This window comes from Prochlorococcus marinus str. MIT 9314 (assembly GCF_000760035.1).
In the GTDB taxonomy this organism is placed as follows: Bacteria; Cyanobacteriota; Cyanobacteriia; order PCC-6307; family Cyanobiaceae; genus Prochlorococcus_A; species Prochlorococcus_A marinus_B.
The window spans coordinates 1-18,399 of record NZ_JNAO01000002.1 but is presented as its reverse complement, the minus strand read 5'-3'; the positions used below and the strand labels follow the sequence as shown (position 1 = coordinate 18,399).

Here is an 18,399-nt window from a genome sequence, read left to right as displayed (position 1 = left end):
TTTTACTAAATAAACAATAGTTTAATCATAGTAATAATAAGAAATGAAAACCGTTTTTATTAGAAAAATTTAATCTGAAAGTTTGTACCATTCAGACTCAAGATTGGAGCCAGATTCTTTATCACAGCTTCCACCTAATGAATCAACAATTGTACAAGTATTGTGAACAGCTACTGAAACCGTATTGCCATCCATCATCAATCCATCAACGAATATTTGATTAGAAGCTAAAGGAACTGAACTTTGTCTACTTAAGTTTCTTAATAACTTAGATGCTGGAATTTGTTCAGGAAATATTGCCTGAACTTTCTCTTCATTTAACATTTTTAAAGTAGAACTAATGTTGTCTGGTCTTAAGCTTGAGGAGTCTCCAAGAAAGTCAAGTAAACTAATGGTTTCAAAACCAAATGCATCACCGTAGTATTCCAATGCTTTGTGTTTAGAGACAATTACTCTGTTTTCCTCAGGAATAGAGCTTACTTGTTCGACGATCCAACTATCTAAGCCTTCTAAGAGAGAATCAGCTTTTTCGAATCTTTCATTAATTAGTTTTCTGTCACCTCTATTAAAAACTGAAATATCTTTCTTTAAACTTTTGCTTATAAGATCTCCCATTTTTATGATGTTATGTGGATCGTGCCATACATGTGGATCAAGACCTCCATGGTCATGATGATGATGCCCCTCTCCTTCGTCTGGAACTTGTGCTATTGGTTCTACATCACTATTTGAAACGTCTTTAAAAAAGTGTTGAGTTGCTTCAAACTCAAAAGGCATGTGTTCAGTAAAAAATATATATTGACCATCTTCTTTAATATCCACGTTAAAAACAGTACTTTCTTTTCTTTGATCAAAGTTAAGAACAAAAGCTTTATTACTTGCTATCAAAGTACCATCATTTTTTCTGCTTATTGAGTCTTTAGATCCTAATAATTCTTTGGCTAAATCTTCAGACCCTTCTATGTCATTAGATTTAAGAATCACCATCTTCATTGCAGGATCAGCATATTCGCCATCGACTTTTTCAAATGACCATTTGTAAGAACCCTTAGAAAGTTGAAATTTTCCTGCCCATTCGAAAGAACCTTCAGCATGATCATCATGACCTCCATGATCAGAATGATCATCTACGTCTATTGCACTAACACCTACAACAACAGTATTCTTTTTATTTTCCCAATTTTTCATACTTGGAGTCATTTCTTTACCAAGAGTAAATACTTTATCTGCGCTATTTAGTAATTGAGCTTGCCTTGGATTGATCTTTAAGTCATGAACATCTTGTTTTCTATCTACTAAGCATGTAACTTCGTCAGATGGTAATGCAATTGATTTAACTAAATCACAAACTAGTGGTTCTACTGCTACATATGACTTTCCTTTTGCCATAACATCCTGCCCAAAACCAGAAAATATAATCGTTCCAGCGATTACGGAAATTTTAATAATTGACTTACTCGAACCTTTTTTATTTGTTAAAAGTCTTTTAAAAATTGACATGAAAAATAATTTAATACTTAAAAATGATAATCATTTTCATTATGTCTGACAAGTAAAGGTATCAAATGTTATGAAAATAATACGCAACTTGTATTATTGGTAAGCTTGTAAAGTGACTTTTTTTAAAAGATTAATTAATGGCTACTTTAGTCGCTGAAAATTTAACCTTTGCATACGCAAAAAAAAGTAAGCCAGTTTTGAATAAGGTATCGGTTGAGATTAAACCTGGAACTCTAACAGCGTTAGTTGGCCCAAACGGCGCAGGTAAATCAACTCTTTTGAGAATTTTGCAAGGACAAAATACTCCAGATAAAGGCGAAATAAAAATTGACGGTGAAAATTTATATAGATCTAGAGCTCTTGTGGCACTTATGCCTCAAAGAAGTTCTATGAATTGGAAGTTCCCCATTACAGTTGAAAAATTGGTATCTCTTGGTCAAATAAAGTATTCAAAATCAAGAAGTAATAACCCATTTCAAATTAAGACTCTTCTAGCATATCCTAATTCTTGGATTAATAAATGTTGTGAATTAGAGGCGACAATGCAGAGAGTAGGCATTGCAAGTTTGGCTAATAGAAGACTCGATTCTCTTTCGGGAGGACAGCAGCAAAGAGCTCTATTAGCAAAAACTCTTATGTCCCCGGCAAAAATATTTCTTTTAGATGAACCTTGTGCAGCTTTGGACCCCCCTGCAAAAGAGGATTTTCTTAAAATTGTTCGTCAACTTGCGGATGCGGGACTTTCTTTGCTCGTAAGTAGCCATGATTGGGGCGATTCTTTAAATAACTATGATCAAGTAATAGTTCTTGATAAAAGTGTTTTGGCAGTTGGTAGTCCTGACCAAATAAAAGATAAATTAGAGGCAATTAACATTAGCTCTATAAACAAAAATAATTTCTGTGATTAGAGAATGTTCCTTTTCAATTCTGAGCTTGATAACAGTTTTGGCAAAGCCCGAAATACTCGAGGGTATGAAACAACAATTGGAATTTCTTTGGATTTGTTTTGGGTGTATGAATATCTTTTACCGGGCATCCTTCCATTTTTGATGTCTCACCACATTGAACACAGGTCAAATGATGAATATCTCTATCTACGGGAGTGTAAAGAACCTCTCCAGTTGGTAGATGTCTAGAACGTATTAAGCCATGCTTTATCAGAACTTGAAGATTCCTGTAAACAGTCGTAAGACCCATAGCCTTTCCGCCTTCTATCAATTGTCTATGCAACTCTTGACCAGTCAATTCATCCTCGCATTTATTAAGTTCTTCAAGAAGTTGTTCTTGTCTTTTGGTAATGTCAGACTTAGTTACCATTGTTTCCGAAATCTTTTTTTGTCCCGTATTTTTGATCATACCGAATCATTCGAATAATGTCTTTTATTAATAACAACTGGTGGCTGGTTCCATTAATAATAACTATATTCTCCGGGATTTTATGCCCAGCTATGGGAACTGTATTAATCACTCATAAGAGATTATTACAAGTTAATTTAATCTCTCATTGTGTGTTGCCTGGACTTGCTCTCGCATTAGCGCTTGGAATTCACCCCTCAATTGGTGGTGTTATAAGTGGTCTTCTGGGCTCAGTAATTGCAGAAAGTTTAACTAATAGAAAAAGTGAAAATTATGAAGCAGTTATGAATACTATTCTCGCTGGAATGCTTGGGTTCGGAGTCCTTATAATCCCTCTACTCGGAATAAGGATTGATTTGGAGGCAGTATTATTTGGCGATTTATTGACAGCAAATTTTGGAGATTTACTTAGAACAATAATTGCTTTTTTAGTATTTATACTTTTAATGACTTTTGGATATGAAAAGGTTGTTTATGTTGGATTAGATCCAGAAGGTGCATCCGCGAGTGGTATAAACGTTTCTTTATTAAATCTTGCTTTGAGTTTTACAACGGCATTAGTAATTGTTAGTTCAATGTCAGCAGTGGGAGTAATTCTTGTAATTGCTCTTCTTTCTACGCCAACTTTGTTAGGGATAAATAAGGCTCATAGTTTAAGAATTGCAATGATGAGGTCTTCATTTTTTGGATTATGTATCTCACTTCTTGGATTTATTCTCTCTATAGTCTTTAATCTTTCGCCTGGACCTGCAATTAGCGTTATTTGTGTTGCGTCCCTTTTAATTCCTAACCTTCGCAAATAATTAAATCTTAAATGTCCAATCAGAGTTTAATGCTTGAGCTTCTGGATTGTTTTTTAAAGCTACTTCCATAGCTTCTTTTTTATTATTAGCTATAACAACTTCATCAAATTCCTTTCCATTTTTTTTGAGACTTACTTTAAAACGCATAAAAATTATTTAATTAATCAAAAGTTAACCACTAAGCAACTAGATTTAAATACTTTTAAAAGTTAATTGATGAAATAGAAACTTTAGTTATTCTGAAGTTTTTCTACTACAGATTCTTTCTCAATCTTAGCTACATCCTGTAATCCATTAGCATCAAACCAAGGAGCGTTTTCCCAATTAAATCCTTCCCCAAAAGTATTATCGGGAGCAGCTACGTACCAGTGACATGAAGAATCAGGAACATCTACAGCACATTTTGACCAGTCAGCTTCCCATTGTGGAACTTGTACCCACATTACAGATGCTAATAAAAAAGAAAAAATAAAATTCATAATTATCGGTTAGCAAAATTTTGAAAGATTTTTTTCACATTCTTTCTTTCTTTTCTTCCAGTAATTCTCAAGTATTTGATATTTATGCTTATTTTTGAATTGACTTAAATCAATATTATTCTGATTAAGAACTGAAGTATTTTTGATTTTCATGACTCAAGCTGTCTATGTAGAACATATTTAAGACACTTTATAGATTTTTTGAAGTGAATTTATACTTAATTTTTGTCTTACTTTTGTGTAGGTAGGTATTTTTCGGGATTATTTTCAATATAAGTAAGCGAATATTTGACAACACCTACTATTACTGAAAAAAGAGCAATTGCTGAAATAATAAAAATGATTTTTTTGTAAATGCTTTTCATGAATTTTTTATGTTTTTGATTATTTTTTTCATCAACGCCAAATTTTTCTGAAAGATTTAAATAATTAGTAATTTATACTGTAGCCTTTTAAATTAACTACGGAGTAGATTAAACACATCAGAAACTCCTCACACACTTTTTTCTGATAACTTTAAAAGTACTCCGACCTCGATGTTTGAGTACTTTTTGTATTTTTTGCCATGTGACAGTTAAGATAGAGGTCTAATAAGCATTACATATTTTGAATTTTGGTGTGATATTAGGTTTGTGTGTAGGAGGAATTGATTTATTTCAGTGGAAACAAGGAAACACTTGATATAAATCAATTTTAAAAAGATCTCTCTCTGAGAGGTCTTTTTTTTGGATTTTTAGAAATACATATTTAATTCTGACTATAAAAACATATATGCTTTCTTCCAAAATAATTTAGGTCTTCATTACAAATTAGTAAATTAATTCGTTAGATTATGAGTCGATAAATTCTTCTGTCAATGCAAATACTTTTTTTAGCAATTTTAATTTGTTCAAGCTTTTTATTCCCTTCTTCATCATATGCCTCACATATAGAACTAAAACCTTGTGTAGAGATTGCTCATTGTGTACGAGAGGAATGGGAGGTAAACGATATTGAGAAACCTTTTGAAGAGATTAAAGCATTTATCGAAAACACTCCAAGAACTGAGATTGTTGAAATTGATGGCGATTATCTTCATGCTGAGGCAACCAGTAAATGGATGAAGTATGTAGACGACTTAGAAGTATCCTTTCTACCTGAATCAAACATCTTATCAATAAGATCAGAATCAAGAGTTGGAGAAAGTGATTTGGGCGTGAATCAAAAAAGAGTTGATTTACTAAAATCGAAAATGTTTTAAGATAAAAAGTAAAAAAAAAATTTGTATTTATTGTTTTTTGTATAACTTTTCCATTTTAAAAAAAAATTAGCAGATAAAAAAGTGATAATTGTCATCATGCCTTGATAATGGCAAATTTATTAGATTTTCTCTAAAAAGATGATCATAAATTTTATATATTTATTTTTATCTGGTTTTGTTTTTTTCTGGTTTTATATAAACATTAAAAAAAATGGACTTAAATGGATAATCAAAGGTCTTTTTCAAATTGGAATATTGGTATTATTCATTGGAGGGTTTTTCAAAATATTTTTCACTTTACCCCCTAATTTATTTATAAAAATATTTTTTCTTATTATTTATACATGGTGCACTGTTGGAATAAATGTAAATTTCATGATTCCTTTGATTAGTTTGATTGATCAAAAAATAGTGAAAAAATAAAAATAAAATATGCCTTAATGGTCAGTATATAAATCTATTTCCTTAATCTGCAATATTAAAATTTATAGGATTTATTTTTTTCCTTTTGAAAGTCTTTTCCTTGTATACCTAGTCTTTAATGCCAAGTTTGTCATTATATATATTCCAACTAAAAGAATGATTATTCCAATAAAGTATTTCATTATTTTTTATGTAATTACTATGTTTGAGATTTATTCATGATGCCAACTAATTTTAATATCTATTTCTTGAGATAAATTTCTTGTAACTGGACATTCTTTGGAAGCTTTTTTCAAAAAATCAATAGTTTCATTAGAAGTGCTCTCTGGGATGAAAATATCTATTATTAGTTCTTTTATTTTCCTCTCGCTATTTTGTGTCATTACTTTTTCAATATTTAAATATATACCTTTCAAATCAAATCCTTTCGATTTGGCTTTGATTGCCATGATGGTTAGCAGGCAAGTACCTAGAGATGTTGCTAATAAATCAGTTGGGGAAAAACTTTCACCTTTACCGCAGTGATCTAAAGGTGCATCAGTTCTAATAAGACTTCCAGATTGTAGATGAATAGCCTCACAGTTTAAATTTCCTAAATAAGAACATTTAACTTTAGTCATTTTAAAAAAATTTAATTAGGAAAATATTATTAATAAAAAATTATGGAACATAACAAGATTATTGATGAGAAATTTTTATTTGCATATTAGTGGAGTATTAAGGAAATTCATAATTCAAGTTTTGAAATCAGTTTTTATATCCATATTCCTCTAAGCAATACTCAATTAATTCAATTGATTTATTAAGAGTTCTTTTATTTTTATTTTCTAGATCGAAACATTCATTTAAAACACGTATAGATTCATTTAAGAATAATTCTTCTTTATTTTTTATATCTTTAACTTGATTTATATAAATTAATTTTTTAATGCCAATTAGGGAAAATATGATTATTGATATTGTAAAAATTGCTATTTTGAATTTATTCATACAATTAGTTATTACAAATATTTTAATTTACTTAATATCTGAAAACTTTACATAGTTTATAGAACTAAGTAATTACATATGTAGCTGCTGTTATTGCTATGGCAGTAATTGAAATGAAGATGTATGGAACAACCTTTAAAGGTATATATAGATTATTTTTAGACATAACTAGACCCTTTATACAAATAATTACATTCCCTTTAAACTTTATAAGTCTTCAAATATACAAATTAATTTTCTTTGTATAAATTCAATCCTTTTAAAGATTAACAAATTTATATTTATTGAATTTTCATTAAATAAAGTATCTCTAAATCTTGTCTTGAGTCCGATATTTTTCTTTTTAAAAAGATTAATTCTTCTTGGCTCATTTTTGATTCTTTTATCATCAATTCTGCTTGTTCAATAGCATGTTCTATATTTCTAATTTTAATTTCTCTTATTGAGGGATCATCTTTACATGCTTTTTTAGTATTTGCATCTAACATATGTAAGAAAAAATCACCTTGAATATAATCTAATTTAAAACTTCATTATGCTAAAACCGCAAATTTAAATAAAATAAATTATTATCAAATTAGGAACTTTAACCTTAGCTAACCCTCTCTTCATTTGATCGAGTGGGTTTTTTTTATGGTGTAATATACTCCTAGCATTTACTATTAATTTGGAAGATTCAAAACTTAATCCTGAGGAAAATAATTCAATCGAATCGTCCCCCAATTTGAATGAAGACAATAATGATCTTAATGAGGGGAATAAAAAAGAAGAAAATGTTAAGGCATTTACAGAATTTCTAGAGAAAGCAAGTAATCAAGATTCTTCAGAAGAAAAAGTAAAACTTGATTCTGAGCAACAAAAACTAAAAATTGACAAATCACTTTTTAAAAGATTTCTCAATAATGGATTTGATGGCATTTCAACTAATCCAAACTATAAAATGTTGGCATTATTAATAGTCCTTTTAATTAATCTGTCTCTATTTTTTGTAATTGGCAATATGGGTAAAGCGTTTTTAAGAAATGCAGGAATTATGGGTTAAAAATTATTTATTTCTTTTGGGATATTCATCTTTACAATTTTGATTCTTCAAATGAAACTGTGATATTTTCTTGTCAAATTAATATTTAAAAAAAATTTGGATAATAAAGAGCCAGAAAATCCAGTAGTTTATCTTTCTAATTTAGTCAAGAAATTAGATGTAAAAAACAGAAATGGTTTAGTAGCTTTAGCAATAGTAAACCTTTTAGTGATTCTTTTATTTAAATTTTATTTGAAAGGATCTGGATTATTATCTTGAATTAACTGCTGGTAGTATTATTCAGCATTCTCAAATTGTTTTGCTAATCTAAATGCCTTCTTAATTATTAGAAAGCCACCATATGCTCCTGCCAGTAAAGGTAATACTATTAAAGGGTTAGGGGAATAATCTGAATAATGTTTAACACCTTCAACATATTCATAACCTGAACATTTAAGAAAGATAAAGCTAAAAAATGTGATACTCCAACCAATGATTGATAAAAAGCCACCTTTTTTATACCCTTCGTAGAATCTGTCTAGACCTAAGCCCCAACCTCCTATTAGGAATATTCCTCTAACAACAGAATTTTTTTCTTGATTTCTAAGCATAATAAAAAAATGTTCATCATGAACATAACCTATTTGTATTTAAGATGTGAGATGTTTTTATTAATTAATCTTTAAAATAAATTTTTAATGGTTTTTTCTATAAATTACATAATTATTATTCAGTGTTTTTATTAATCATTAGAGATTGTATTTGAATTCAACAAGGAAATTGAAGGCCTTATATAAATAAAAATAGACCCATACATATCCTGCATAATTCTCATTTCATCGTCTAAATATACAATTGAAACCTGGCAATTTGGCGATTCTTTATTCCAAGGTAACTTATTCCATACATCTTTAACTGGATACCATCTATCCATAAGTAATTCACTAAATAATGGAATCTTATTAAGACCATCAACTTTGGAAACTTTTGTCTTTTGTAAGTTCATATCAAGTAAATTATTTCTTAAAAATAAATCACTTGCTAGGGTTATTACTCTTCCACCAAAAGTAGGCAGTAGTTTGAACCAACCTAAGATAGGAATAGTTGTGAGCCCAAATATTGTAGTGTCAAAAGTAGATATAAATTCTTTTTTTTCAAAATCAATCTTTTGAGCAATTCTCCCAATAGTTGATATGCCAAAGGATCCTACTTGCAATTGATGTAATTTAAAAAAAAGATTACTTTTAAATTCATCATTTAATGCCTTTTCAATAGCAAGGAAGAAAGGAGAACTTCGAAATAATTCAACATTAGAAAAAATCAATTCCCACTCTCCAGACAATAACTTTTCTGATATTTCAAAACTAAAGTCTTTAAGAGCATCAATCAATTGATCCATTTCATTAGCTTTTTCTTCATACATAGGAGAAATCAATTTATTTAATCTCTGCCCTCTATCTGTAACAGCAGCTATTTTATATATATTTGACTTTATCTCTCCAATTTCTTTCATAACTCCAATACAAGAAATACTAATTAATCTTAGGAATTTAATTTGATGTTGATGGCAATTTTAATAATGCTGGTAATAAAATCAATTAATATTCTCCCCACCTTTTACCAATATCAAAACCCCATTCAGTGGTTAATCTAATTACCTCATCATGATTCTTGCATTTTGAGAGGGATAACTTTTTACTAGGATTATTTTTTATTAGCTCAGCAATTTGATTAAGTTGCTCAATTTTTTTTAGAAAATTACTTAGATCTTTATCTGACATTTATCTAGGAAGTAAATTTTTGATCATAAGTAAATATGTAATAAAGAACCCAGGCAACACCAATAATAAGAATTGCAATCATTATATTTACTGACCAAACTACTTCTATCATGTTATTTTTTTATATATTTTTAATATATCCAAAATTTAAATTAACCGTTAATAATTTAAATCTAGAACAATACACTACTACTACTAGGTATATAGAATAGTCATAAATAGTTTAAAAATTATGGGAGAAGCTAAGAGAAGGGAAGAGTTAGGCTTACCACCTAGAGAAAAGAAAAAGGAAAAACAAACATCGAAAAATCAACTAAACAAAATTTTAAATAAATATCCTTATTTACCTTTCATTTTAGGTTTTTCATTACTAGCAATATTAATTATCGATTTGGTTAATTACTACAAATAGATATATAAAAAGGGGATACTTTTAGCAGAAGAGAAGATTATCTTCGCAATTGCGAAATTATTTTTCCATAATAAAAATAAAACTCATGAAACCGATTAACACCTCATGCGCCTTAATTTTAGGGGTACTAACTTTGTTTTCGATATCTAATGTAAATGCAGGTGGCTGCAGTTCTCATATTGAGAAGAAGGCAGAAATTGAATGCTTGTCTGATGATAAAAAATGTATAGAAGCGAAAGAAAAAGAATCACTATACAAAGTTGAGGCCTAAATGTTTGATAATCTTGGAACTGCTCTAGTACAGGCATTAGGCTTCTTCGCTGTTTTTGGTTTTTTTGTATATCAAACTTTATTCGCAGATAGCAAACCCAAAAACTCAAAATCAAATCCTGAAAAAACAAAGATTTCCAACAAAAAAGAATCAATTAAAAAAGAACCTAATAAAGGCTTATTTAATAGAAAATCTAAACTTGTTGAAGAGAATTTAACAGTCCAAAAAAAGGGATTATTTGGGAGAAAAAAAGAAGTTATTAAAGAAGAGATTAAACCAAAGAAAAAAGGTTGGTTTAAATAGGTAAAGGTGCTTAAACTCTTTTTTGATATCTTTTATACAAAAACTTTTTTTAGGAACTTTATAATTTATAGAAGTTAACACTCAAAATGAACCACAGAGAAATCACAAAAAAATATAGCGAGTTACTTAACAAGGCTGAGTTTGCTACTGGTCGTAAGGAAGTTGTAGGTCTTTTAAAAAAAGCTGCCAAATTGAAATCTCAGATTGAAATCAATTATTAGATCTTAAGATTAGTTTAATTCTAAATGTAAAAAATTTTTTTAAATAAGTTTTTACATGAGATAATCTGCATAAATTATTTTTCTTATGAATAAAAAAGGTTATACAACCGAAAGCGGTGGTAGACAAAATGGTTTTGCAATTGAACCAGAAATTAACCCGATATCAGAAGGCGAATCAAAAAAATCCATATTTTTATTTATTGGAATATTATTACCTTTTCTAATAGGCGGTTTTTATTATTTAAGGACTCTGAATATATTCTGATATTTTATAATCCATTTTTAGCAATATATTCTTCTGAGCTAACTATATCTTGCATTAAGCTCTCTGATGAAGGATTAAATCCATTTTGCTCTAAAAAAGATTTAACCTTTTCAAATTTTTGCTGAATTTTTTTTGTATATGGAGTTGTCATCAAATAATCGTCCTTTTCTGTTGAATAGTTCATTTGATTAACGGATTACTTTTACAATTAAATTTTGCAAAATATGCTATTGCTAGTGAAGTTATAAATATTACATAAATAATTTAATAGGAATAAATACTTATAAATTGTTTGTGTGAGATCGCTATTGGTTGATTTTTTAAAGAGTACTTATAGTAACTAGTTCCATTAAGTCTCTGGACTGCAGATATTTTTGAAATACTTCAGAATAAAATGCTTTTTTAGCAGCAAATTTTGATTCGAATTGAATTACTAATCCAAGCTGCCCTCCATCCCATTCATTTGAGGTTGATTCTTGTATTAAATCTCTTTTTACTATTACTCCTCCCACAGATTTAATCCAAGGCAATACTGTCCTTATATATTCCAGAAATAAATCAGCATTTGGAATTGAAATTTTCTTTAGCCAATAGCTCTTTGTCATCAAATCAACATATTCTGGGTAGAATATAGCACATGAAGGTAAGTATTTATCCTTAGCTATATACTCCAGCGTTTATTAAATGGAAACCGAAAATGATTTATTAAATTTACTTCTTAAATCTCCAAATTCAGAGAGTATACGTAATTTTGCCGAACAACTTGAAATTGAACATAATTTTTCCTTTACCAAAGATAGAAATGATTTGCAGGGTGTTTGGGAGCTTAGGTGGAGTAGTTCTAATAGCCCTTTTTTAAAATATTCTCCTTTTATTGATAACCTTCAATTTCTTGATCCCTTAAATTTAAATGGTCTTAATTTACTTAAACCTAGAGGAATAAAATCAATTATTGGTACTGGCATTTTAATAAGACTTAATTACATAAATGAAAAAAAAATTGGGGTCAAATTTACACATGCCGGTGTTATTGGTCCTAAATTTGGAAGAAAAAATATAAAGGCTATGAAAGAAATAAATAATGAACAATTAGGGTGGTTAGAGATAACTTATTTAAGCAATAAGCTTAGAATCTGTAGAGGTGATAAAGGAACTTTATTTGTTTTAAGAAAAATAAATTCACCGACTTTATTCAATAATTTCAAGGAATTTATTAAAATCTATTAAAAATAGAAATTAACTCTTTATCCAAATAGACTTTAATACGAAATAAATTGGTAAATATTTAAATGATTCTTTAGGTATTTCATAACTTAAGAATTTTAGTGCTTCTTCTAACCAGTAACCTATATCAAATCCTAAAAGAATTTTTTCTACAACAAACCAAAATTCTTTATCAAATATAATTCTGAAGTTTAAATAAACATATTCCCAATGAAAGGTATTCCAATATTGGGTTAAAAATGAGGATAAAATAAGCCATAGTGATATAAATAGAAAACTTTTAAGAAATTTATAAAATTTTTTCATATACCAGCAACTGTCTTATTTAATTTCAAATATCCCTTATTATTATTTGGATCAAATTTTATTTCCATTAAATATATTCAAAAAGATATAAAAATATTGTGAAAATAGTAAATTTTCGTGGCATTAATAATCTATTCTTCTTTTTTTAGATTCTGTGCCTGTAGATTTTTATTCTTAAGAAAAAAGCCTAAAAACAGAAAAGCAGAATATATTAGTAAGCTTATGCCAAAAATTAAAACTATCTTTGAAATATCCATAAATGATTTTTTTTATAAATTACAGCATTTTTTGAAAAGTTTTATCTATGGTAATGATTTTTCATTTATCACGATAACGAGCTTCAATTATTAAGCTAATAATATTATTTAAATCATATGCAAGTAGCTTTTGCCTGGAGCCTTTGTCTATCAGTTGGTGTTGTTTTATTATCAATTATTCCATTAACTATAGGGAGAGTTAAAGCGGGATATTCTGTTGAAAATATGTCTGCTCCAAGGGCTTTATTCGATGAATTACCTTCTTTTGGAAAAAGAGCAGTTTGGTGTCATCAAAATTGTTGGGAAAGTATTTCTCTACATGCACCCGCATGTCTTCTTTGTTTGATTAGTTTAACTGACTCTAATATTGCAATAATTGCCGCATTGATTCATCCTATTTTTCGTTTTTTATATATTGGTGCATATATATTTAATATCCCAACAGCTAGAGGTTTAATGTGGGCCTCAGGAACTTTTACAACACTTTTGCTTTATAAAGAGGGCTTAACTCAATTGATATAAACTTTTTAAACAATAAATTTTTCTAAATCTTTTAATTGATATTCATTGATTAGTTCCACTTTATTTGATTTTGCTAGTTGATGAGCAGACTTTGTAAAGCCAGATTTTGAGACTATTATTGCATGTGTACCTTTCCAAAATAATTTACCAGCTGAAATTTCCTGAACTGCTTTATTTCCAATGGCTTTTTCATGATCTTTGCATTGTATACATATTCGTAAATCATTTATTGACGCAATTAAGTCAACCCCTTGATCTCCTGTAATAGGGGTTTCTTTTACCTCCCAGCCATTTTCTTTGAGAATTTCCATACAATGATTTTCAAATCTAATACCTCTTTTGTAGTTTCCCTTTTTTTTACTTGAGTAGCTTTTTTCTATTAGGTTTAAGCATGATTTCTCAATTTGACTTGCTATGAAAACAAACCAATCTTCAGTCTCGAGCTTTCTAATAGATCCAATTATCTCATCATCAATAGTAGGATTTTCATTACAGTAGGATCTCCACTTTTCGAAAAATAATTCCGTACCTCCAAATTCTTTTAAAATTACTTTTTCATAGAAGTATGGTATACCCTCTTTAAATCGCTTAGATCCATTAAATATATTTTTCTCAATGGCTTTTTCATCAAGAGGTGGATTGCCAATCCATTTTTTATAATCCTCGTTACCGTAAGCATCTATCTCCCTTAATCTGATCCTCTCCTCTAACAAATTGTATTTGTTCTCGTCAATTAATTTATTAATTGTTTGAATAAAGAAATTGGAATTTAAGGCATTTTTTAATTTAAACTTTTTCTTCTTAATTTGATAATCTCTTACAATTATAAAAATTAAAAAAATGATAAAAATAATTAAAATAAAAAAAATTTTCATTAAAGATTTTTATTTTCTATCTAAAAAGTTTTTGTTTTTCTAATAACAAAATTATTTTTTGTTATTACTGAAGATTCATTTACTTCAAACCCATTAATTGCTGATATTTCTCCTTTTATGCCTTCTAATGTTAATTGCTCGATAATGCCTTTTATTACTTCGTCCTCGACCAATTTTCTATCAATTCTTTCGGGTGTAATATCTGTAAGCCATTTTGAGGTCTTTTTTTTTACAACCTCTGTAGGGTTAGTTATTTTTAAATAGATAGCCATTTTTTAAGTCATTCAGTTGAATTATAAGCATTAAATCTTCTTAACTTTTATTATTGTCATTACTTTCCCACTCAAGAAATTGAAAAACAAAAATTGCAAAGATAGAGAAAAATACTATAAACAACCCTAACCATCCTATAAATTTGTGCTCTGTAAAAAGATTAGTGAGCATTGATTTTTCTTGATATCTTGATTCCATTTCATATTGATAAGAATCCATAACTTGAAATATATTCATAATTAATAAATCGTTGAATTGGCGGATAATAATTTCAACCATTTAATTTACTAAAGGCTTCCGATAGGAAATCTGGTCTTTTTCTTATTATAGAAAAATTCAGTTTATTTATTAAGACTAAATTGACTTCAGCAATCGTTAAGATTTCATTTTTCTTGTTATGAAATTTTGAAATTACATTAATCCTAGGACTTTTATCAATATTGAATTCGCTCTCGATTGTTATTTTTTCACCAAGAAATAAAGGAGATTTATATTTTATAGAAGTATTGATTAAAGGTAAATCTAAGCCATTTTTAGTTAGTTCGAAATAACTTATACCTACTTCTGAAAGTGCATTTATTCGGCTTTCTTCAAGCCAATTAAAATATTTACCGTGCCACATTACGCCTGCATGATCTGCATGTTGAGGTAAAACAATTTTTTCTATTTTCCAAACTGGTTTTGAGTTCATCTTTTATTTATAAAATATTTTTATTCAATGAAAAAACTTATTTTGATATTGTAGATTAATTTTGTTTATTAACATAAGAATCATCAAAACTATATTTATAAAGTTATGTTTAATCGTAAAAATAGAACTAGAAAAATGAAGAAGATTTTTCAATGGGAAGAATATTTAAATTGGAAAAATATGTCAAAGGAACAGAAATTAAATTTCAAGAGGGCGTGCTTATTCCCCTTTCTCGTGTATATGGTTTATGTTTTTCTTAATCAGTACTCATTGGCAATTCTTTTATTACTAGGTCTTTATTTTTTTATTAGATTTAAAAATAGAAATAAGTTGGGAAGATGAATTTTTTTGGATTTTGATTTATATAGATTTGTTTTAAAATTATCTAGTTTTTCTAAATAACCTTATTGGCATATGACAATAGTATTAGATAAATTGTTTTTATGAAAAGAATTGTTTTGTTTTTTTGTGTATTAGTTTTTTCAATATTTTCTAATACCAATAATTTATTAGCAAAAGAAATTGAAAATAACATTAAAGATAATATCTCTAATGAAATTGAAGAAATTAAGCCTGATAATAAAAATACTAATATTTCTAATTCTTCAGTAGAAGATATATTTGGTGATGAACAAACTTTTCCATTCGTTGCAGGTTTAGGTAAAAATGCAGCCCATTGATTTTAAGATTCTTGATAATTTAGAAAAGATTTTTTAATACTAATGAAAGGTCTTAGGGTCCTAGAACTTTCTGAAGCACTTAATGTTGATAGCGCTGATTTATTAGCTGTTTGTGCAATTCTAAAAATAAAAGCCACATCTAGATTAAGCATGCTTTCATTTGAAGAATGTAAAAAGATAACTGATTACTATGAAAATAAAAATTAGAATTTTTTTTAAATTATTTCTTTTTAATGTTTTTAATCATTGATACTAAAGTTGAATGAATTTCTTCTTCAGATATTTCATTTTTAAAATTAATAATTGCTGATTGGCCATCGTAATTGATTTTTATATAACTATTATTAATTTCTTCCATATAAGCATTCTCAAATCTTGATATCTTCCCATAATGAATAAGATATTTGTGCACTGAATCTATGTGATCATTGTTCATGTGATCACAAACTCTTTTACTTGTTTCTTTACTAATAATTTTCATTTAAAAAATAAATTTGTTTTAAGCTAATCTATTTTTCTTCATTATTCAAAGTTTTAATCATTTTAATTATTAAATTTTTAACTTCATTTTTATCAACAGCTCTAACCAAGTTATTTCTCAAATTTGATGCTCCTTTAAAGTCTTTGCATGTCCATGAGATATGTTTCCTTGCAATTAGCAATCCGTGATCTCCTTTTTCTTTTATTAATTCATCAAGATGCTCAATAATTAAATAAAGTTTTTCTTCTGTGTTTGGTTCTTTAAAATTTTTATTTTCTCTAAGAGCATAATCTATTTCTCCTATTTTCCATGGGGATCCTAAAATTCCTCGTCCAATCATTACACCATCAGCATTTGTTTTTTTTAAACAATTAAGAGCGTCATCTGGATTTTTGATATCTCCATTAGCAATTACTGGAATTTCCAACAACTTTTTAAGTCTCCCGATCATTTCCCAATCTGACTTGCCTGAAAAACCCTGTTTTCTAGTTCTTCCATGAAGTGTGATCATCGTTGCTCCCGCATCTTGAAGTTTAAATAAGAAATCCTCTATATTTTCTTCTTTACTATCCCATCCGAGTCGTGTTTTTACTGTTACTGGAACCCTAACAGCTTTTACAACATTTTTGACTAATTCTATAGCAAGTTTTCGGTCTTTAATTAAAGCACTGCCTCCACCTTTCTTTGCAATTTTTTTTACTGGACATCCCATATTTATATCAATTAAGAAAGCTCCAGAGTCCTCAGCTTGTTTCGCAGCTTCAGAAACAGCATATGGCCTATTATCAAATATTTGTACTCCAATAGGACCTTCTTCTAAATCTATTTGATTGATTTTTTGTGTGCCATATCCTTTTTTAAGACTTGTGGCATTTATCATTTCTGTAAAAAGTAAAGAGTTTGGAGCCCATTTACGTACAAGTCGTCTAAAAATATTATCTGTAACTCCTGCTAATGGCGATAGCATGACCTTACTGGTAATTATCCTGTTAACCCCCCTTCCTTTTAGCCTTATATTCGAAGACATATAATTTTAAATTCATTTTATCTTTATTTATTATAAATTCAGATATTGAGATGATTTTATGTTTTCTATTTATTTCTTAATTTATAATAAGTGCTTTTACTTAAATAAGCCTAATTGATTACTTTTTTTGCTAGTTTAGGTTGAGTTAAAATTTAAAAAGGAAATTTTTTCTTGTTTATATTAGTATCTATTATTCTTCCAATAATTATTTTTATTTCACCAATAAATGTAAATGCTATGCAAGGTAATTTAGATTTATCAAGTGCTCAAACTTCTGTAGGCAAAAGATTTGCTAAAGTTTTTTGTGATGCCAAGAGGGAGGGTTTAGATTCTGATTTTGCTAGTGAATATGCTTTGAATAATACATATTTGAAATTTGTAGCATTTCCAGATGATGACGAATATTTGGCTGATTTATGGAACTTCACCCATAATAATATATTAGATAATTGTGGGGAATTTGTAGATATAAATGATCTAAAAGACCTAGAAATTTTTTTTAAAGAAGAAGGTTTAATTGCATCAAATAGGGAACTCTACTTACCAATTTTTGAGAATAATTAGATTATATTTTTAGCATGTACTAAAATATAAATAGAATATGAAATTTTATGAAACTATTAGGTTTAAATTCACCTGAAATATTCATATTATTAGTAATTTTGCTTTCAATTTTAGGTCCAAAAAGAATTGAAAAAGGTTTCTTATTATTCAAAAAACTATTAAAATTCCTTTTAAGTAAAGATGAAGATCAAAGCTCAGCAAATTCAGAAGTAAAACTAGAGGAACCAGAAGAAAGTGAAGTTAAAGAAGAAAAAGTAGAGTCAGAAGTAAAATCAGAGGAACCAGAAGAAAGTGAAGTTAAAGAAGAAAAAGTAGAGTCAGAAGTAAAATCAGAGGAACCAGAAGAAAGTGAAGTTAAAGAAGAAAAAGTAGAGTCAGAAGTAAAACTAGAAGAACCAGAAGAAAGTGAAGTTAAAGAAGAAAAAGTAGAGTCA

Annotated in this window: 36 protein-coding genes; 16 read left to right on the top strand and 20 right to left on the bottom strand. The window is 28.4% G+C overall.

The window, feature by feature from the left end; all coding sequences use genetic code 11:
- Positions 1-69: 69 nt before the first annotated feature.
- Positions 70-1,500, bottom strand: coding sequence for a metal ABC transporter solute-binding protein, Zn/Mn family (locus EU98_RS07895; protein ID WP_032515010.1), 1,431 nt, complete (start codon positions 1,498-1,500; stop codon positions 70-72).
- A gap of 137 nt (positions 1,501-1,637) precedes the next feature.
- Between EU98_RS07895 and EU98_RS07900 the strand changes: the two genes are divergently transcribed.
- Positions 1,638-2,408, top strand: coding sequence for an ABC transporter ATP-binding protein (locus tag EU98_RS07900; RefSeq protein WP_032515009.1), 771 nt, complete (start codon positions 1,638-1,640; stop codon positions 2,406-2,408).
- 13 nt (positions 2,409-2,421) lie between these two features.
- On the opposite strand, the gene EU98_RS07905 is transcribed toward EU98_RS07900, so the two are convergent.
- Positions 2,422-2,856, bottom strand: a complete 435-nt coding sequence (locus EU98_RS07905; protein WP_032515008.1) for a Fur family transcriptional regulator — start codon at positions 2,854-2,856, stop codon at positions 2,422-2,424.
- Between the two features lie 17 nt (positions 2,857-2,873).
- Here EU98_RS07905 and EU98_RS07910 point away from each other — a divergent pair, with 17 nt between their 5' ends.
- Positions 2,874-3,659 carry a metal ABC transporter permease gene (locus tag EU98_RS07910; RefSeq protein WP_032515007.1) on the top strand — a complete coding sequence of 262 codons (786 nt, stop codon included), beginning with the start codon at positions 2,874-2,876 and terminating at the stop codon, positions 3,657-3,659.
- On the opposite strand, the gene EU98_RS09695 is transcribed toward EU98_RS07910, so the two are convergent.
- The 3 genes from EU98_RS09695 to EU98_RS09690 all read right to left on the bottom strand — a co-directional run bounded on the left by EU98_RS09695 (position 3,660) and on the right by EU98_RS09690 (position 4,291).
- On the bottom strand, positions 3,660-3,806 hold the full coding sequence (locus EU98_RS09695) for a hypothetical protein (protein WP_011863089.1): 147 nt from the start codon (positions 3,804-3,806) through the stop codon (positions 3,660-3,662).
- An 83-nt stretch (positions 3,807-3,889) separates the two neighbouring features.
- A complete protein-coding gene (locus EU98_RS07915; protein WP_011376589.1) occupies positions 3,890-4,138 on the bottom strand; it encodes a hypothetical protein in 249 nt (82 codons plus the stop codon).
- Positions 4,139-4,147: 9 nt separating this feature from the next.
- Positions 4,148-4,291 carry a hypothetical protein gene (locus EU98_RS09690; RefSeq protein WP_193742981.1) on the bottom strand — a complete coding sequence of 48 codons (144 nt, stop codon included), beginning with the start codon at positions 4,289-4,291 and terminating at the stop codon, positions 4,148-4,150.
- Between the two features lie 703 nt (positions 4,292-4,994).
- On the opposite strand from EU98_RS09690, the gene EU98_RS07920 reads away from it, so the two are divergent.
- On the top strand, positions 4,995-5,378 hold the full coding sequence (locus EU98_RS07920) for a DUF1499 domain-containing protein (protein WP_032515006.1): 384 nt from the start codon (positions 4,995-4,997) through the stop codon (positions 5,376-5,378).
- A 635-nt stretch (positions 5,379-6,013) separates the two neighbouring features.
- Here EU98_RS07920 and EU98_RS07930 read toward each other — a convergent pair.
- From EU98_RS07930 to EU98_RS07940, 3 genes are all read right to left on the bottom strand, one after another.
- Positions 6,014-6,421 (bottom strand): OsmC family protein, encoded by a 408-nt coding sequence (locus EU98_RS07930; RefSeq protein WP_025891760.1) that lies wholly within the window; start codon positions 6,419-6,421, stop codon positions 6,014-6,016.
- 127 nt (positions 6,422-6,548) lie between these two features.
- A complete protein-coding gene (locus EU98_RS07935; RefSeq protein WP_032515005.1) occupies positions 6,549-6,791 on the bottom strand; it encodes a hypothetical protein in 243 nt (80 codons plus the stop codon).
- A gap of 281 nt (positions 6,792-7,072) precedes the next feature.
- Entirely contained in the window at positions 7,073-7,279 is a 207-nt protein-coding gene (locus EU98_RS07940) for a hypothetical protein (RefSeq protein ID WP_025891758.1), read from the bottom strand.
- Between the two features lie 179 nt (positions 7,280-7,458).
- Between EU98_RS07940 and EU98_RS07945 the strand changes: the two genes are divergently transcribed.
- Together EU98_RS07945 and EU98_RS09685 are read left to right on the top strand one after the other, a co-directional pair.
- On the top strand, positions 7,459-7,833 hold the full coding sequence (locus EU98_RS07945; RefSeq protein ID WP_032515004.1) for a hypothetical protein: 375 nt from the start codon (positions 7,459-7,461) through the stop codon (positions 7,831-7,833).
- A gap of 96 nt (positions 7,834-7,929) precedes the next feature.
- On the top strand, positions 7,930-8,091 hold the full coding sequence (locus tag EU98_RS09685) for a hypothetical protein (protein ID WP_011818555.1): 162 nt from the start codon (positions 7,930-7,932) through the stop codon (positions 8,089-8,091).
- Positions 8,092-8,108: 17 nt separating this feature from the next.
- Here EU98_RS09685 and EU98_RS07950 read toward each other — a convergent pair whose 3' ends face one another.
- The 3 genes from EU98_RS07950 to EU98_RS07960 all read right to left on the bottom strand — a co-directional run bounded on the left by EU98_RS07950 (position 8,109) and on the right by EU98_RS07960 (position 9,593).
- Positions 8,109-8,423: a hypothetical protein gene (locus EU98_RS07950; RefSeq protein ID WP_032515003.1), complete on the bottom strand. Its 315-nt coding sequence runs from the start codon at positions 8,421-8,423 to the stop codon at positions 8,109-8,111.
- A gap of 131 nt (positions 8,424-8,554) precedes the next feature.
- A complete protein-coding gene (locus EU98_RS07955) occupies positions 8,555-9,325 on the bottom strand; it encodes a hypothetical protein (RefSeq protein ID WP_032515002.1) in 771 nt (256 codons plus the stop codon).
- Positions 9,326-9,410: 85 nt separating this feature from the next.
- Complete coding sequence (locus tag EU98_RS07960) at positions 9,411-9,593, bottom strand: Nif11 family protein (RefSeq protein WP_011863077.1); 183 nt, start codon at positions 9,591-9,593, stop codon at positions 9,411-9,413.
- A gap of 232 nt (positions 9,594-9,825) precedes the next feature.
- Between EU98_RS07960 and EU98_RS07965 the strand changes: the two genes are divergently transcribed.
- The 5 genes from EU98_RS07965 (at position 9,826) to EU98_RS07975 (ending at position 11,065) form a co-directional block, all read left to right on the top strand.
- A complete protein-coding gene (locus EU98_RS07965; protein WP_025888492.1) occupies positions 9,826-10,005 on the top strand; it encodes a hypothetical protein in 180 nt (59 codons plus the stop codon).
- Positions 10,006-10,090: 85 nt separating this feature from the next.
- On the top strand, positions 10,091-10,276 hold the full coding sequence (locus tag EU98_RS0108685; RefSeq protein WP_241466370.1) for a hypothetical protein: 186 nt from the start codon (positions 10,091-10,093) through the stop codon (positions 10,274-10,276).
- Positions 10,277-10,579: a hypothetical protein gene (locus EU98_RS07970; RefSeq protein ID WP_032515000.1), complete on the top strand. Its 303-nt coding sequence runs from the start codon at positions 10,277-10,279 to the stop codon at positions 10,577-10,579.
- 86 nt (positions 10,580-10,665) lie between these two features.
- Positions 10,666-10,800, top strand: a complete 135-nt coding sequence (locus EU98_RS10110; RefSeq protein WP_257469857.1) for a hypothetical protein — start codon at positions 10,666-10,668, stop codon at positions 10,798-10,800.
- Positions 10,801-10,885: 85 nt separating this feature from the next.
- Complete coding sequence (locus EU98_RS07975) at positions 10,886-11,065, top strand: hypothetical protein (protein ID WP_011818547.1); 180 nt, start codon at positions 10,886-10,888, stop codon at positions 11,063-11,065.
- 4 nt (positions 11,066-11,069) lie between these two features.
- On the opposite strand, the gene EU98_RS07980 is transcribed toward EU98_RS07975, so the two are convergent.
- Together EU98_RS07980 and EU98_RS07985 are read right to left on the bottom strand one after the other, a co-directional pair.
- Positions 11,070-11,249: a hypothetical protein gene (locus EU98_RS07980; protein WP_011863071.1), complete on the bottom strand. Its 180-nt coding sequence runs from the start codon at positions 11,247-11,249 to the stop codon at positions 11,070-11,072.
- Between the two features lie 136 nt (positions 11,250-11,385).
- Positions 11,386-11,670, bottom strand: a complete 285-nt coding sequence (locus EU98_RS07985) for a DUF1330 domain-containing protein (RefSeq protein WP_032514999.1) — start codon at positions 11,668-11,670, stop codon at positions 11,386-11,388.
- Between the two features lie 79 nt (positions 11,671-11,749).
- Between EU98_RS07985 and EU98_RS07990 the strand changes: the two genes are divergently transcribed.
- On the top strand, positions 11,750-12,292 hold the full coding sequence (locus EU98_RS07990) for a PAP/fibrillin family protein (protein ID WP_032514998.1): 543 nt from the start codon (positions 11,750-11,752) through the stop codon (positions 12,290-12,292).
- A gap of 9 nt (positions 12,293-12,301) precedes the next feature.
- Here the strand turns inward: EU98_RS07990 and EU98_RS07995 are convergent, their stop codons facing one another.
- Positions 12,302-12,595 carry a hypothetical protein gene (locus EU98_RS07995; RefSeq protein ID WP_032514997.1) on the bottom strand — a complete coding sequence of 98 codons (294 nt, stop codon included), beginning with the start codon at positions 12,593-12,595 and terminating at the stop codon, positions 12,302-12,304.
- A 374-nt stretch (positions 12,596-12,969) separates the two neighbouring features.
- Here EU98_RS07995 and EU98_RS08000 point away from each other — a divergent pair, with 374 nt between their 5' ends.
- A complete protein-coding gene (locus tag EU98_RS08000; RefSeq protein ID WP_032514996.1) occupies positions 12,970-13,374 on the top strand; it encodes an MAPEG family protein in 405 nt (134 codons plus the stop codon).
- Positions 13,375-13,379: 5 nt separating this feature from the next.
- Here EU98_RS08000 and EU98_RS08005 read toward each other — a convergent pair whose 3' ends face one another.
- The 4 genes from EU98_RS08005 to EU98_RS08020 are packed head-to-tail and all read right to left on the bottom strand — an operon-like array spanning position 13,380 to position 15,213.
- Positions 13,380-14,249 carry a restriction endonuclease gene (locus tag EU98_RS08005; RefSeq protein ID WP_032514994.1) on the bottom strand — a complete coding sequence of 290 codons (870 nt, stop codon included), beginning with the start codon at positions 14,247-14,249 and terminating at the stop codon, positions 13,380-13,382.
- Positions 14,250-14,269: 20 nt separating this feature from the next.
- Positions 14,270-14,521 (bottom strand): hypothetical protein, encoded by a 252-nt coding sequence (locus EU98_RS08010; RefSeq protein WP_011818540.1) that lies wholly within the window; start codon positions 14,519-14,521, stop codon positions 14,270-14,272.
- A 40-nt stretch (positions 14,522-14,561) separates the two neighbouring features.
- Positions 14,562-14,759 carry a hypothetical protein gene (locus tag EU98_RS08015; RefSeq protein WP_032515101.1) on the bottom strand — a complete coding sequence of 66 codons (198 nt, stop codon included), beginning with the start codon at positions 14,757-14,759 and terminating at the stop codon, positions 14,562-14,564.
- A 34-nt stretch (positions 14,760-14,793) separates the two neighbouring features.
- A complete protein-coding gene (locus EU98_RS08020; protein WP_025891745.1) occupies positions 14,794-15,213 on the bottom strand; it encodes an acyl-CoA thioesterase in 420 nt (139 codons plus the stop codon).
- 443 nt (positions 15,214-15,656) lie between these two features.
- Between EU98_RS08020 and EU98_RS08030 the strand changes: the two genes are divergently transcribed.
- Together EU98_RS08030 and EU98_RS09610 are read left to right on the top strand one after the other, a co-directional pair.
- Complete coding sequence (locus tag EU98_RS08030) at positions 15,657-15,893, top strand: hypothetical protein (protein WP_032514991.1); 237 nt, start codon at positions 15,657-15,659, stop codon at positions 15,891-15,893.
- 42 nt (positions 15,894-15,935) lie between these two features.
- Positions 15,936-16,100, top strand: coding sequence for a translation initiation factor IF-2 N-terminal domain-containing protein (locus EU98_RS09610; protein WP_072165436.1), 165 nt, complete (start codon positions 15,936-15,938; stop codon positions 16,098-16,100).
- 13 nt (positions 16,101-16,113) lie between these two features.
- On the opposite strand, the gene EU98_RS08035 is transcribed toward EU98_RS09610, so the two are convergent.
- Complete coding sequence (locus EU98_RS08035; RefSeq protein ID WP_032514989.1) at positions 16,114-16,374, bottom strand: DUF2470 domain-containing protein; 261 nt, start codon at positions 16,372-16,374, stop codon at positions 16,114-16,116.
- A 28-nt stretch (positions 16,375-16,402) separates the two neighbouring features.
- Positions 16,403-17,401 (bottom strand): tRNA dihydrouridine synthase DusB, encoded by a 999-nt coding sequence (gene dusB / locus EU98_RS08040; protein ID WP_032514987.1) that lies wholly within the window; start codon positions 17,399-17,401, stop codon positions 16,403-16,405.
- A gap of 171 nt (positions 17,402-17,572) precedes the next feature.
- Here dusB and EU98_RS08045 point away from each other — a divergent pair, with 171 nt between their 5' ends.
- Positions 17,573-17,965 (top strand): hypothetical protein, encoded by a 393-nt coding sequence (locus EU98_RS08045; RefSeq protein ID WP_032514986.1) that lies wholly within the window; start codon positions 17,573-17,575, stop codon positions 17,963-17,965.
- Positions 17,966-18,012: 47 nt separating this feature from the next.
- A partial coding sequence (locus EU98_RS0108680) for a hypothetical protein (RefSeq protein ID WP_032514985.1) occupies positions 18,013-18,399 on the top strand: 387 nt, incomplete at its 3' end.

Bases quoted from the DNA above. Each gene is read 5' to 3' on its own strand.
- EU98_RS07895 (WP_032515010.1), bottom strand. From the start codon at position 1,500: ATGTCAATTTTTAAAAGACTTTTAACAAATAAAAAAGGTTCGAGTAAG.
- EU98_RS07900 (WP_032515009.1), top strand. From the start codon at position 1,638: ATGGCTACTTTAGTCGCTGAAAATTTAACCTTTGCATACGCAAAAAAA.
- EU98_RS07905 (WP_032515008.1), bottom strand. From the start codon at position 2,856: ATGATCAAAAATACGGGACAAAAAAAGATTTCGGAAACAATGGTAACT.
- EU98_RS07910 (WP_032515007.1), top strand. From the start codon at position 2,874: ATGTCTTTTATTAATAACAACTGGTGGCTGGTTCCATTAATAATAACT.
- EU98_RS09695 (WP_011863089.1), bottom strand. From the start codon at position 3,806: ATGCGTTTTAAAGTAAGTCTCAAAAAAAATGGAAAGGAATTTGATGAA.
- EU98_RS07915 (WP_011376589.1), bottom strand. From the start codon at position 4,138: ATGAATTTTATTTTTTCTTTTTTATTAGCATCTGTAATGTGGGTACAA.
- EU98_RS09690 (WP_193742981.1), bottom strand. From the start codon at position 4,291: ATGAAAATCAAAAATACTTCAGTTCTTAATCAGAATAATATTGATTTA.
- EU98_RS07920 (WP_032515006.1), top strand. From the start codon at position 4,995: ATGCAAATACTTTTTTTAGCAATTTTAATTTGTTCAAGCTTTTTATTC.
- EU98_RS07930 (WP_025891760.1), bottom strand. From the start codon at position 6,421: ATGACTAAAGTTAAATGTTCTTATTTAGGAAATTTAAACTGTGAGGCT.
- EU98_RS07935 (WP_032515005.1), bottom strand. From the start codon at position 6,791: ATGAATAAATTCAAAATAGCAATTTTTACAATATCAATAATCATATTT.
- EU98_RS07940 (WP_025891758.1), bottom strand. From the start codon at position 7,279: ATGTTAGATGCAAATACTAAAAAAGCATGTAAAGATGATCCCTCAATA.
- EU98_RS07950 (WP_032515003.1), bottom strand. From the start codon at position 8,423: ATGCTTAGAAATCAAGAAAAAAATTCTGTTGTTAGAGGAATATTCCTA.
- EU98_RS07955 (WP_032515002.1), bottom strand. From the start codon at position 9,325: ATGAAAGAAATTGGAGAGATAAAGTCAAATATATATAAAATAGCTGCT.
- EU98_RS07960 (WP_011863077.1), bottom strand. From the start codon at position 9,593: ATGTCAGATAAAGATCTAAGTAATTTTCTAAAAAAAATTGAGCAACTT.
- EU98_RS07965 (WP_025888492.1), top strand. From the start codon at position 9,826: ATGGGAGAAGCTAAGAGAAGGGAAGAGTTAGGCTTACCACCTAGAGAA.
- EU98_RS0108685 (WP_241466370.1), top strand. From the start codon at position 10,091: ATGAAACCGATTAACACCTCATGCGCCTTAATTTTAGGGGTACTAACT.
- EU98_RS07970 (WP_032515000.1), top strand. From the start codon at position 10,277: ATGTTTGATAATCTTGGAACTGCTCTAGTACAGGCATTAGGCTTCTTC.
- EU98_RS10110 (WP_257469857.1), top strand. From the start codon at position 10,666: ATGAACCACAGAGAAATCACAAAAAAATATAGCGAGTTACTTAACAAG.
- EU98_RS07975 (WP_011818547.1), top strand. From the start codon at position 10,886: ATGAATAAAAAAGGTTATACAACCGAAAGCGGTGGTAGACAAAATGGT.
- EU98_RS07980 (WP_011863071.1), bottom strand. From the start codon at position 11,249: ATGAACTATTCAACAGAAAAGGACGATTATTTGATGACAACTCCATAT.
- EU98_RS07985 (WP_032514999.1), bottom strand. From the start codon at position 11,670: ATGACAAAGAGCTATTGGCTAAAGAAAATTTCAATTCCAAATGCTGAT.
- EU98_RS07990 (WP_032514998.1), top strand. From the start codon at position 11,750: ATGGAAACCGAAAATGATTTATTAAATTTACTTCTTAAATCTCCAAAT.
- EU98_RS07995 (WP_032514997.1), bottom strand. From the start codon at position 12,595: ATGAAAAAATTTTATAAATTTCTTAAAAGTTTTCTATTTATATCACTA.
- EU98_RS08000 (WP_032514996.1), top strand. From the start codon at position 12,970: ATGCAAGTAGCTTTTGCCTGGAGCCTTTGTCTATCAGTTGGTGTTGTT.
- EU98_RS08005 (WP_032514994.1), bottom strand. From the start codon at position 14,249: ATGAAAATTTTTTTTATTTTAATTATTTTTATCATTTTTTTAATTTTT.
- EU98_RS08010 (WP_011818540.1), bottom strand. From the start codon at position 14,521: ATGGCTATCTATTTAAAAATAACTAACCCTACAGAGGTTGTAAAAAAA.
- EU98_RS08015 (WP_032515101.1), bottom strand. From the start codon at position 14,759: ATGAATATATTTCAAGTTATGGATTCTTATCAATATGAAATGGAATCA.
- EU98_RS08020 (WP_025891745.1), bottom strand. From the start codon at position 15,213: ATGAACTCAAAACCAGTTTGGAAAATAGAAAAAATTGTTTTACCTCAA.
- EU98_RS08030 (WP_032514991.1), top strand. From the start codon at position 15,657: ATGAAAAGAATTGTTTTGTTTTTTTGTGTATTAGTTTTTTCAATATTT.
- EU98_RS09610 (WP_072165436.1), top strand. From the start codon at position 15,936: ATGAAAGGTCTTAGGGTCCTAGAACTTTCTGAAGCACTTAATGTTGAT.
- EU98_RS08035 (WP_032514989.1), bottom strand. From the start codon at position 16,374: ATGAAAATTATTAGTAAAGAAACAAGTAAAAGAGTTTGTGATCACATG.
- dusB (WP_032514987.1), bottom strand. From the start codon at position 17,401: ATGTCTTCGAATATAAGGCTAAAAGGAAGGGGGGTTAACAGGATAATT.